This window comes from Conyzicola sp. (assembly GCF_046714715.1).
Lineage (GTDB): Bacteria > Actinomycetota > Actinomycetes > Actinomycetales > Microbacteriaceae > Conyzicola.
Genome location: NZ_JBKKAD010000218.1, coordinates 1 through 10641, shown reverse-complemented (window position 1 = coordinate 10641; position 10641 = coordinate 1). Strand labels below are relative to the sequence as shown.

Sequence of the window (10641 nt, the reverse complement as noted above, 5' to 3'; positions counted from 1 at the left end):
ATCGGCCACCAGGACTGATCGACCGAATTGCGGTCAACCAGATACCGTTCGTACATTTCGTCTACGAGCCATTCGTTGGCCCCGAACTCGCCAGAAGATCCGTCTTCTGCTGCAAGTCCGGTCACTTGGCTTGACACAGCCGACCGCCCACTCTCAGTTCACTCAGGTTTCGATTCACGGTACGGGCCCAGTAACTGGCGACCAGCACTGCCCGCATTAGTTCTAAGGGTAATCACATTCTTAACCGCGTGCGGGCGCGATCGAGGGTCTAACGTGAAATTTATGGAGTTCTACGAGACAACACCTGCGCACGACCTCACCTATTCCGACGTTTTCCTGGTTCCGAGCGGATCGAACGTCAGCAGCAGGCTGGACGTCTCGCTCGCGCCGGGCGACGGCACACCCGCGACGATCCCGATCGTCTCCGCGAACATGAACTCGGTGACCGGGCCGCGGCTCGCGGCGAGCCTCGCCCGGCGCGGCGGCCTCGGCATCCTGCCGCAGGACATGCACCTGCAAGACCTCGACGCGGCCATCCGCTGGGTGAAGTCGCAGCCCGTGGCCTGGGACACCCCGCTCGAACTCGCCCCCGACGCCACGGCGGCGACGGCGCTGACCCTGCTTCCGCCCGTCGCCGGGCACGGCATCGTCGTGCGCGAGGGCGCGGGACAGGACGGCGGGGGAGCCGTGCTGGGCGTGATCCCCGCGTCCCGGCTCGCGACGGCGCTGCCCGACGCCCGCCTCGGCGACCTGCTGCACGGCAACCTCGCCTCCCTCGACGCCGACGACCTCGACAGCCCGCGGGCCGCGTTCGACGTCATGGTGGCCGCACAGCTCGACTTCGCGCCCGTGCTGCACCACGGCAACCTGGTGGGCACGCTGAGCCGCACGAGCGCCCTGCGCTCGACCATCTACGACGCGGCGGTCGACGCCGACGGGAGGCTCGTCGTCGGCGCCGCGATCGGCATCAACGGCGATGTCGCGGCGAAGGCGAAGGCGCTCGTCTCGGCCGGGGTCGACGTGCTCGTGATCGACACGGCGCACGGCCACCAGCGCGGAATGGTCGCGGCGCTCGCCGCGGTGTCGGCGCTGAAGCTCGGGGTGCCGATCGTCGCGGGCAACGTGGTCACCCGCGAGGGGGTGCGCGACCTCGTGAAGGCGGGCGCCGACATCGTCAAGGTGGGTGTCGGTCCGGGCGCGATGTGCACGACGCGCATGATGACGGCGGTCGGCCGGCCGCAGTTCTCCGCGGTGCTCGAAACCGCCCAGGCAGCACGCGAGCTGGGCGTGCACGTGTGGGCGGACGGCGGCGTGCGGTACCCGAGAGACGTCGCCCTCGCCCTCGCTGCCGGCGCAGCATCCGTCATGATCGGTTCCTGGTTCGCCGGAACCATCGAGGCGCCCGGTTCGCTGGCGGCGGATGACACGGGGCGGCTGTACAAGGAGAGCTGGGGCATGGCGTCGACCAAGGCCGTGCAGCAGAGGTTCGACCGGCTCGACGCCTACGAACTGGCCCGCAAGACCCTCTTCGCCGAGGGGATCTCGAGCTCGCGCATCTACCTCGACCCGTTGCGGCCGTCGGTCGAAGACCTGCTCGACATGATCACGTCGGGGGTGCGCAGCTCGATGACGTACGCCGGGGCGACGTCGCTCGCCGAGTTCCACCGCCGCGCGCTCGTCGGCATCCAGTCGGCGGCCGGATACGAGGAGGGCAAGGCCCTGCCTGTCAGCTGGTAGCGCCTATACTCGATGAGATAATGGACGACCCCCCTTTACACGTGCCCATCCCCATCGCGTCTCTCGTAACCGGCACGAGCGTCCATGTCTGAGTGGCTACTCCTCGGCATCGGGCTCCTCCTCACCGTGGGAACGGGCCTCTTCGTCGCATCCGAATTCTCCCTCGTCAACCTCGACCGCTCCGATCTCGAGGTTCGGCAGTCGAAGGGCGAAAAGGGACTCGGCATGTCGATCAGCGCGCTCAAGCGCACGTCGACCCACCTCTCGAGCGCGCAGCTCGGCATCACCCTCACGACCCTGCTCACCGGCTACACGATGGAGCCGGCGTTCAGCGTCTTCCTGACTCCGTTGTTCGAGTCGATCGGGATTCCCGAGGTGGCGATCCCGACCACGGCCACCATCGTCGCCGTGTTCATCGCCACGCTGCTGTCGATGATCATCGGCGAGCTGGTGCCGAAGAATTTCGCCCTCGCCCTGCCGCTGCAGACCGCCAAGCTGGTCATCCCGTTCCAGATCGGGTTCACCGCGGTGTTCCGTCCGGCCGTCACGCTGCTGAACAATACCGCGAACGCGATCATCCGCTCGTTCGGCATCGAGCCGAAAGAGGAGCTGTCGGGCGCCCGCACTGCCGAGGAGCTCTCGTCGCTCGTGCGCCGTTCGGCCCGCGAGGGCAGCCTCGAGAACGACACGGCCACGTTGCTCGCCCGCACCCTCGCGTTCTCCGACCTCACCGCCCAAGACGTGATGACACCGCGCCCGCGCCTGAAGAGCGTCGACCGCACCGACACCGCGTTCGATGTGATCGAACTCGCCCGCACGACCGGGCTCTCCCGTTTCCCCGTGATCGACGACAGCGTCGACGACGTGGTCGGCATCGTGCACGTCAAGCAGGCGGTCGCGGTTCCGCGCTCCAAGCGCACGGATGTACCGGTGTCGGCCCTGCAGTCGGACGCGTTGCGCGTTCCGGAGACCATGAAGCTCGATTCGCTGCTCTCGGAGCTGCGCGGCCGTGGCTACCAGATGGCCGTCGTGCTCGACGAGTACGGCGGAACCGCCGGTGTCGCGACGCTCGAGGACCTCGTGGAGGAACTCGTGGGCGAGGTGTCCGACGAGCACGACCGTTCGAAGCCCGACGTCGTGCGGTCGCGGGACTGGTTCACCTTCCCCGGCATCCTCCGGCCCGACGAACTGCTCGAGCGCACGGGTGTCTCGGTGCCCGAGGAGGGCCCGTTCGAGACCGTCGCCGGCTGGATCATGAGCGAACTCGGCCGACTGCCCGTCGTGGGCGACGTCGTCGAGGCCGCGGGCGGCACGTTCCGCATCGAGCGGCTCGACGGCCGCCGCATCGACAGGGTGCGCTACACGCCGACCGCCCCGAACGATTCGACCGCGGATGATTCGACTACGAACGAGAGCGAGGTGAGCGACAAATGAGCGAGTCCATCCCCGGCATCCTCTGGCTGGTCGTGCTGCTGCTCGTCAACGCCTTCTTCGTCGGTGCAGAGTTCGCCGTGATCTCGGCGCGCCGCTCGCAGATCGAACCGAAGGCCGACGCCGGCTCCCGCGCCGCGAAGACCACCCTCTGGGCGATGGAACACGCGACGCTGATGCTCGCGGTGAGCCAGCTCGGCATCACGGTGTGTTCGCTGCTGATCCTCAACGTCTCCGAGCCGGCGATCCACCACCTGCTCGAGGTGCCGCTGCACTGGACGGGCCTGCCCGAAGAGCTCAGCGGCGTGATCGCGTTCGTGCTCACCCTGCTGCTCGTGTCGTTCCTGCACGTCGTGATCGGTGAGATGGTGCCGAAGAACCTGGCGTTCTCGATGCCCGACCAGGCCGCGCTGCTGCTCGCTCCGCCCCTCGTCTTCGTGGGCAACGTGTTCAAGCCGGTGATCGTCGCGCTCAACGCGACCGCCAACGGCGTGGTGCGGCTGTTCGGGGTGACCCCGAAGTCGGAGGCCACGAGCGTCTTCACCCTCGGCGAGGTCGCCAACATCGTGGCGCAGTCGACGAAGGAGGGCGTGCTCACCGACTCGACCGGCGCGCTCACCGCGGCATTCGAGTTCACCGAGAAGAAGGTGCAGGACATCGCGATCGGCATCGACGACCTCGTCACCCTGCCGGAGGACGCCTCGCCCGCCGACGTGGAACGCGCCGTCGCCCAGCGCGGCTTCTCGCGCTACATCCTGATCAACGACGAGGGCGAACCGACGGGGTACCTGCACCTCAAGGACGTCATCGACCTCGACGGCGACGAATTCACCGAGCCGGTGCCGCCGAAGCGCATCCGTCAGCTCATCTCGATCTTCCGCAGCACCGACCTCGAAGACGCGCTGGCGACCATGCGTCGTTCGGGCGTGCACGTGGCGCGCGCGTTCGACGAGAACGGCGCGACGCGGGGTGTGCTCTTCCTCGAGGACATCATCGAGGAGCTCGTCGGCGAAGTGCAGGACGCGACCCGGCGCAACTAACACGGTCGGTCCCTGAGCTTGTCGAAGGGCCTCGGCGCTCAGTAACGCGTCGGTGCCCTCCTTCGCAGGCTCAGTCGGCGCGGTGGCGCGAAATCGCTGGCGCGATTTCTCCTAGCGCCACCGCGCCCTGACATACGCCTCGGGCCAGTAGTCGCCCTCGACGCCCAGCTCGTGGGCGGCACGCAACGGAAAGTGCGGGTCGCGCATCATCTCGCGGCCGAGCATCACGGCGTCGGCCTGCCCGCTGGCCACGATCTCCTCGGCCTGGGCGGCCGTGGTGATGAGCCCGACGGCGTTGACCGGCACTCCGGCCATGGTTCCCACGAAGTCGGCGAACGGCACCTGGTACCCGGGGCTCAGGGGGATGGTCACGCCCGAGACGTTGCCGCCGGTGGAGATGTCGAAGAAGTCGGCGCCGGCCTCCTTCGCCCAGCCGGAGACGGTCGCGGTGTCTTCCTGGTTCCAGCCACCCTCGGCGTAGTCGGTGGCCGAGAAGCGCACGAAGACGGGCATCGCGTCGCCGACGGCCTCACGCACGGCCCGCACGATCTCGAGCACGAAGCGGGCGCGGTTCTCGAGGCTTCCGCCGTACTCGTCGGTGCGCAGGTTCGACAGCGGAGACAGGAACTGGTGGGCGAGGTAGCCGTGCGCTGCATGCACCTCGACGAGGTCGAAGCCGGCGGCGACCGCACGCTTCGCGGCCGCGCCGAACTCGGCGACCACGTCGTGGATCTCGGCGACGCTCAGCGCGCGAGGCTCGGCGTAGGCGCCGAACGCGACCGCCGAGGGGCCGACCGTCTGCCAGCCGCCGTCCTCCGCCGAGACGGTGCCGGTCTTCTCGGGCGCCCAGCCGCGGTGGGTCGACGCCTTGCGGCCGGCGTGCGCGAGCTGGATGCCGGCGACGGCTCCGCGCTCGTGCAGGAAGGCGGTGATGCGCGACCAGGCCTCGACCTGGGCGTCGTTCCAGATGCCGGTGTCGTGGGGCGAGATGCGCCCGTTCGGCGCGACGGCCGTCGCCTCGGTCACGATGAGGCCGGCGCCGCCCATGGCGAAGGCGCCGAGGTGCACGAGGTGCCAGTCGGTGGGAACGCCGTCGCGCTTCTCGACCGAGTACTGGCAGAGCGCGGGCACCCAGAGCCGGTTACGGAAGGTGGTGGAGCGGATGCTGAGCGGGGTGAAGACGCTCGGCACTGACTGTGCTGAGGATGCTGGCGGTGTTGACGGTAATGCAGTGGTCACGAATCTCCCGTGGTGGGGGGGGTGGCCGCGCTCAGTTCGCGAGCGCGGTGAGGAACTGACGAAGACCGTCGACGTGCACGTAGTGGTGCACCGTCGCACCGAGTTCGGCCGCGGCATCCGTATTGATCTTCTTGTTATCGATAAAGACCATCTGCGCGGGCGATATTCCCAGGCCGTCCGCCACCTCGAGGTAGATCGCGGGATCGGGCTTGATGGCGTCCATCTCGGCGCTGACGAACATGCGCTCGAAGAACTGCGCCATGGGGGAGAAGCGGAACGGGCCCGCGAAGTCGAAGCCGGCGTTCGAGAGCAACGCCACCCGCGTGCCGCCGGCGTGCAGCTCGGCGATGAGGTCGATCGTGCCGGGCTCGACGCTGATCCAGCTGGTGAAGTCGCGGGCCCAGAGGCGCTGCACCGTCGAGGCCGACCACTCGGCGCCGGTCTCGTCGGCGACGAGCCGCCAGTACTCGGCGACGCTGATCGTGCCGCGGTCGAGACCGTCGCGGTGTCGCCAGTAGCTGGGCCAGAACGCGGCCTCGTCGACCCCGGCGACGGCGACCAGCTGGGCGCGGTCGGTCGCGCTGGGTTCGAGCGATATCACCTCGCCGTAGTCGAAGACAACAACCCGGTCGGCGATACGCAGTGTCATGGTTCCAAACTAGCCTGAGCAGCATGGGCGACTACACAACCTGGAAACCGGATGACGCGGCTCGACTGATCGCGGTGCCGGGCGAGCACGACGACAAGTACTCGCGCGGCGTGCTGGGGGTCATCACGGGAAGCGACAGGTATCCGGGCGCGGCCGTGCTCGGCGTCGAGGCCGCGCTGCGCACCGGGGTGGGCATGGTGCGCTACCTCGGCGGCGAACGGGTGTCGTCGCTCGTGCTGCAGCGTCGGCCCGAGGCCGTCACGGCCGAGGGGCGCGTGCAGGCCTGGCTCATCGGCTCGGGTATGGACCACGCGCACCGCGACGACGCGACGGTCGCGCTCAGCACCCTGGCCATGGCGCAGGCTCTGCCGACCGTGCTCGACGGGGGAGCGCTCGACCTGCACGAGGGCGCGAGCGGGCCGGTCGTGATCACCCCGCACTACGGCGAACTCGCGCGGGTGCTCGACGTGGCGAAGGAGCGCATCGTCGCCGATCCGGCGACGTGGGCGCGCACGGCGGCCGACGAGCTGGAGGTGACCGTGCTGCTCAAGGGCCACGCCACCTAGGTCGTGGGCTGCGGCCTGGCGCGCGTGGCCGCGAGCGCGCCGAACTGGCTCGCCACCGCGGGGGCGGGCGACGCGCTGGCCGGAATCCTGGGCGCCCTCGTGGCGACGCACACCGACGAGATCGCGGCCGACCCTGCCGTGCTCGCGAAGCTGGCCGCCACCGCGTCCGTCGTGCACGGGCTCGCGGCGATGCGGGCGAGCCGCGGCGGTCCGCTCACGGTGCTCGACCTCGCCCACGAGGTCTCGGGCACGATCGCCGGGCTGCTCGCCTCGTCGTAGTCGCGGGTACGCTTGACCCCATGACGGACGCCGCTGGGTCGCCGCGGCGCATCCCGACCGTGCTGCGCTCCGTGGCGACGAGCCGGGCCGCCCTGTGGGCGGGTTTCGTGGTGGCGCACCTCTGGCTCGGCATGCTCAACCTCTACGGTCCGGGCTTTCCGCTGGGCGATGTGACCATCACCTACAGACTGTGGATCGACCAGATCGTCACGGGCAATTTCTGGATGGGGATCGACAGCGTCTGGGTCTACCCGATCCTGGCCATCGTGCCGATGCTCGCCGCGTTCGCCCTCGGCCCCGCGCTCTACGCCAGCACCTGGCTGAGTATGGTGATGCTGCTCGACGCCGTGGCCTTCGCCGCGATCACGGGGTGGGGCAGGTCGCGAGACCGCGCGGCCGTGGGCTGGTGGTGGATCGCGTTCCTGGTGCTGCTCGGCCCGATCGCCGTCGCCCGCATCGACTCGGTCTCGGTGCCGCTCGCAATAGTCGGGGTGCTGTTGCTGGCCACACGGCCCACCGCCGCCGCCGTCGTGCTCACGGTCGCCACCTGGGTGAAGGTGTGGCCGGCCGCCCTGCTCGCGGCGATCCTGATCGCCTGCCGCGGTCGTTCACGGCTGGTGCTGACGGCGGCCTCCGTGAGCGCCGCGATCGTGCTCGTCGCCCTGCTGTTCGGCAGCGGCAGCAACGTCTTCAGCTTCGTCACGCAGCAGACCGGGCGCGGCATGCAGGCCGAGGCGCCGGTGAGCACCGTGTGGGCGTGGCAGGCCCTCTTCGGGGTGCCGAACACCTACATCTACTACGACCAGGACATCCTGAGTTTCCAGATCGTCGGAGACGGGGTCGCCACCGCGGCCGCGGTGATGACGCCGATTCTCGCCGTGGTGGCGCTCGCCGTCGCGGCCACCGGCGTCTGGGCCGCCCGCAGGGGTGCCACGCCCACCGAACTGCTCGCGCCGCTCGCCCTCGCGCTCGTGACGACCCTCATCGTGGTCAACAAGGTGGGGTCGCCCCAGTTCATCGCCTGGCTCGCCGTGCCGATCGTTCTCGGACTCGCGGCCAACGCGGCCGGCCATGCGCCGTCGTTCCGATTCCCGGCCGCGATCGTGCTCGTGGTCGCCGTGATGACGCAGGCGCTTTATCCTTATTTCTACGTCGAACTGATCTCGCTCAACCCGATCATGCTCACGGTGCTGACCGTGAGGAACGCGCTGCTGTGCGTCTTGCTCGCGTGGGCGGTCCGTTCCGTGGTGCTGGTAGGACGGCACGCGGTGTCCGACGGCCTCACCACCCCGAAAGCCCCCGCCGCTCGAAGGTCCGATCTTCCCTAAGGAACACACATGCTCGTGGCATTCTCGGTATCTCCCGTCGGCAGCGGCGGCGACGACGGTTCCGTGCACGAGGCGGTGGCGGCGGCTGTGCGTGTCGTGCGGGCCTCCGGCCTGCCGAACCAGACCGATGCGATGTTCACCACCATCGAGGGTGACTGGGACGAGGTGTTCGCCGTTGTGAAGGCGGCGACCGAGGCCGTCGCGGCCTTCGGCCCGCGGGTCTCCCTCGTTCTCAAGGCCGACATCCGCCCGGGGCACACGGGAGAGCTCACCGGCAAGGTCGAGCGCGTCGAGCGTGTGCTCGCGGCCGACTCCGAGTGAGCGGCCTCTCGCCCGCACGCGTCCGCCTCGCACTGCTCGCCCTGGCCCTCGGCGGCTTCGGCATCGGCACCACCGAGTTCGTCGTGATGGGTCTGCTCGACAACGTCGCGCGCGACCTGCTGCCCGCCCTCTACGCGTCGAGCCACGAGGAGGCCGTCGCGCAGACCGGCTGGCTCATCACCGCCTACGCGCTGGGAGTCGTCGTCGGCGCCCCGACGATCGCCGCGCTGTCGGCCCGGTTCCCGCGCAAGCAACTGCTGCTCTGGCTGCTCGTCGCGTTCACGCTCGCGACCGTGCTCTCCGCGGTGCTGCCCACCTTCGAGCTCGTTCTGGTCGCCCGCTTCATCGCGGGGCTCCCGCACGGCGCCTACTTCGGCATCGCCACGCTCGTCGCCGCCTCGCTCATGGGCGAGGGCAAGCGCGGCCGCGGTGTCGCGATCGTGCTGTCGGGCCTCACCATCGCCAATGTCATCGGCGTGCCGCTCATCACCCTCCTCGGCCAACAGGCCGGATGGCGCGTCGCCTACCTCGCCGTCGCGGCGATCTTCGCGCTCACCTTCGTGGCCGTGGCGCTGGCCGTTCCGCTGCAGCCCGGCGACCCGAAGGCGACCCTCACGCGCGAGCTGCGCGCGTTCGGACGCTCGCAGGTGTGGCTCGCGCTGCTCACCGGAGCCATCGGGTTCGGCGGCTTCTTCGCCGTCTACAGCTACGTGAGCCCCGTCGTGACGCAGGTCACCGGGCAGAGCGAGTCGTTCGTGCCCATCGCGCTCGTGGTGATCGGTCTCGGCATGACCCTCGGCAACCTCGCCGGCGGTCGCGCGGCCGACCACAATGTGATGGGCACCATTTTCGTCTGCTTCGGCCTCTTCGTCGTCGCGCTCGCGTCGTTCGCGCTCACCGCCCACACGACCGCCGGCCTGCTGATCTCGCTCTTCGTCGTCGGCGGCGCAGCATCCGCACTGTCGCCCGCGGTGCAGTCGAGACTCATGGATGTCGCGGGGGACAGTCAGACCCTCGCGGCGGCCGCCAACCACGCGGCACTCAACCTCGGCAACAGCCTGGGCGCGTACCTGGGCGGTGTGACGATCGCCGCGGGGCTCGGCTACCTGTCGCCCGCGGTCGTGGGACTGCTGCTGTGCATTCCGGGCATCGGGCTCGCGCTGTTCAGCGTGGCGCTGCAGCGCAGGCGCCCGTTGCGCCTCGGATAGGTGCTACAGCGCCCGCGGCAGGTCGCTCTCGATGAGGATGCCGTCTTCGATGGCGCGCTTGCGCAGGGCGACCTTGGTTCCCACGTCGAATCCCGCGACGCGGTACTTCTCGCGGATGCGCTTGAGGTACGACTTGGCGGTCTCTTCGCTGATGCTCAGCTGGAACGCGACGGCCTTCACCGGCTCGCCTCCGCCGTAGAGTGCCATCACGCGGCGCTCCTGGGCGCTGAGCTTGGGCGATCCGCCGACCTCGCCGGCGTTGAGGGCCAGGTCGAGCTCCGCAGAGACGAACGACTCGCCGATGGCGGCCGCACGCAGCGCCTCGATGATCATGCTCGCGTCTTCGCTCTTCACGAGGTAGCCGAGGGCACCGGCCGCGAGGGCCTCGCGCACGACGTTCGGCTCGGAGTAGGTGCTCATCAGCACGACCTTGACGGCCATGGTCTTGAGCGTCGAGATCTTGAGCGAGATCGGGATGTTGTCTTTGAGGTCGAGGTCGAGCAGCACGACGTCGACGGGGAACGCGGAGTGGGTAAGCAGCTCGGGCCAGCTCGCGACCGCGGCGACCATGTCGATGTCCTGCGCGCTGCGGATCCACTCGGTGAGTGCCCCCAGGAGCATCCGGTGATCGTCAACGATGGCGACGCGGATGCGCTTGTCTGGGTCAGTCACGGTAAGTCCCTATCTGTAGAGCGATGGTGAGCGGCACGCGCCCGTTTCACAAGTCGGCGGGGTTGTCGACGAAGCACTCGATTTCGACCCGGAGACTCGCGTTCTGACTTGAGTCACTGTAGCGTCCCACCCGTCGGATGGCGTCCCATGTCGACGGGTCGACACGATTTC

12 protein-coding genes are annotated in these 10641 nt (G+C 69.1%); 8 read left to right on the top strand and 4 right to left on the bottom strand.

Going from position 1 to position 10641, the window contains the following annotated elements:
• A partial coding sequence (locus ACLQ6X_RS16995) for a 2-oxoglutarate dehydrogenase E1 subunit family protein (protein WP_411701331.1) occupies positions 1-137 on the bottom strand: 137 nt, incomplete at its 3' end.
• Between the two features lie 145 nt (positions 138-282).
• Here ACLQ6X_RS16995 and ACLQ6X_RS16990 point away from each other — a divergent pair.
• The 3 genes from ACLQ6X_RS16990 to ACLQ6X_RS16980 all read left to right on the top strand — a co-directional run bounded on the left by ACLQ6X_RS16990 (position 283) and on the right by ACLQ6X_RS16980 (position 4208).
• Positions 283-1737, top strand: coding sequence for a GuaB1 family IMP dehydrogenase-related protein (locus tag ACLQ6X_RS16990; RefSeq protein ID WP_411701330.1), 1455 nt, complete (start codon positions 283-285; stop codon positions 1735-1737).
• Positions 1738-1821: 84 nt separating this feature from the next.
• Entirely contained in the window at positions 1822-3171 is a 1350-nt protein-coding gene (locus ACLQ6X_RS16985) for a hemolysin family protein (RefSeq protein ID WP_411701329.1), read from the top strand.
• Positions 3168-4208, top strand: a complete 1041-nt coding sequence (locus ACLQ6X_RS16980; protein WP_411701328.1) for a hemolysin family protein — start codon at positions 3168-3170, stop codon at positions 4206-4208. The genes ACLQ6X_RS16985 and ACLQ6X_RS16980 overlap by 4 nt, the downstream gene beginning before the upstream one ends.
• Before the next feature lie 111 nt (positions 4209-4319).
• Here the strand turns inward: ACLQ6X_RS16980 and ACLQ6X_RS16975 are convergent, their stop codons facing one another.
• Both ACLQ6X_RS16975 and ACLQ6X_RS16970 read right to left on the bottom strand, forming a co-directional pair.
• A complete protein-coding gene (locus ACLQ6X_RS16975) occupies positions 4320-5399 on the bottom strand; it encodes an NADH:flavin oxidoreductase/NADH oxidase (RefSeq protein WP_411701327.1) in 1080 nt (359 codons plus the stop codon).
• 79 nt (positions 5400-5478) lie between these two features.
• Entirely contained in the window at positions 5479-6096 is a 618-nt protein-coding gene (locus tag ACLQ6X_RS16970) for an HAD family hydrolase (RefSeq protein ID WP_411701326.1), read from the bottom strand.
• A 23-nt stretch (positions 6097-6119) separates the two neighbouring features.
• On the opposite strand from ACLQ6X_RS16970, the gene ACLQ6X_RS16965 reads away from it, so the two are divergent.
• From ACLQ6X_RS16965 to ACLQ6X_RS16945, 5 genes are read left to right on the top strand one after another with little or no spacing between them, the layout of a single operon-like run.
• A complete protein-coding gene (locus ACLQ6X_RS16965; RefSeq protein ID WP_411701325.1) occupies positions 6120-6662 on the top strand; it encodes an NAD(P)H-hydrate dehydratase in 543 nt (180 codons plus the stop codon).
• A 24-nt stretch (positions 6663-6686) separates the two neighbouring features.
• On the top strand, positions 6687-6941 hold the full coding sequence (locus tag ACLQ6X_RS16960; protein ID WP_411701324.1) for a hypothetical protein: 255 nt from the start codon (positions 6687-6689) through the stop codon (positions 6939-6941).
• A gap of 20 nt (positions 6942-6961) precedes the next feature.
• Entirely contained in the window at positions 6962-8269 is a 1308-nt protein-coding gene (locus tag ACLQ6X_RS16955; RefSeq protein ID WP_411701323.1) for a glycosyltransferase 87 family protein, read from the top strand.
• A gap of 9 nt (positions 8270-8278) precedes the next feature.
• Positions 8279-8590 (top strand): MTH1187 family thiamine-binding protein, encoded by a 312-nt coding sequence (locus ACLQ6X_RS16950; RefSeq protein WP_411701322.1) that lies wholly within the window; start codon positions 8279-8281, stop codon positions 8588-8590.
• Positions 8587-9798, top strand: coding sequence for an MFS transporter (locus tag ACLQ6X_RS16945; protein WP_411701321.1), 1212 nt, complete (start codon positions 8587-8589; stop codon positions 9796-9798). The genes ACLQ6X_RS16950 and ACLQ6X_RS16945 overlap by 4 nt, the downstream gene beginning before the upstream one ends.
• Before the next feature lie 3 nt (positions 9799-9801).
• Here the strand turns inward: ACLQ6X_RS16945 and ACLQ6X_RS16940 are convergent, their stop codons facing one another.
• Positions 9802-10470 carry a response regulator gene (locus ACLQ6X_RS16940; protein ID WP_411701320.1) on the bottom strand — a complete coding sequence of 223 codons (669 nt, stop codon included), beginning with the start codon at positions 10468-10470 and terminating at the stop codon, positions 9802-9804.
• Positions 10471-10641: the final 171 nt, after the last annotated feature.

Excerpts from the sequence above, each read along its gene's own strand:
- ACLQ6X_RS16990 (WP_411701330.1), top strand. The coding sequence starts at position 283 with ATGGAGTTCTACGAGACAACACCTGCGCACGACCTCACCTATTCCGAC.
- ACLQ6X_RS16985 (WP_411701329.1), top strand. The coding sequence starts at position 1,822 with ATGTCTGAGTGGCTACTCCTCGGCATCGGGCTCCTCCTCACCGTGGGA.
- ACLQ6X_RS16980 (WP_411701328.1), top strand. The coding sequence starts at position 3,168 with ATGAGCGAGTCCATCCCCGGCATCCTCTGGCTGGTCGTGCTGCTGCTC.
- ACLQ6X_RS16970 (WP_411701326.1), bottom strand. The coding sequence starts at position 6,096 with ATGACACTGCGTATCGCCGACCGGGTTGTTGTCTTCGACTACGGCGAG.
- ACLQ6X_RS16965 (WP_411701325.1), top strand. The coding sequence starts at position 6,120 with ATGGGCGACTACACAACCTGGAAACCGGATGACGCGGCTCGACTGATC.
- ACLQ6X_RS16955 (WP_411701323.1), top strand. The coding sequence starts at position 6,962 with ATGACGGACGCCGCTGGGTCGCCGCGGCGCATCCCGACCGTGCTGCGC.
- ACLQ6X_RS16950 (WP_411701322.1), top strand. The coding sequence starts at position 8,279 with ATGCTCGTGGCATTCTCGGTATCTCCCGTCGGCAGCGGCGGCGACGAC.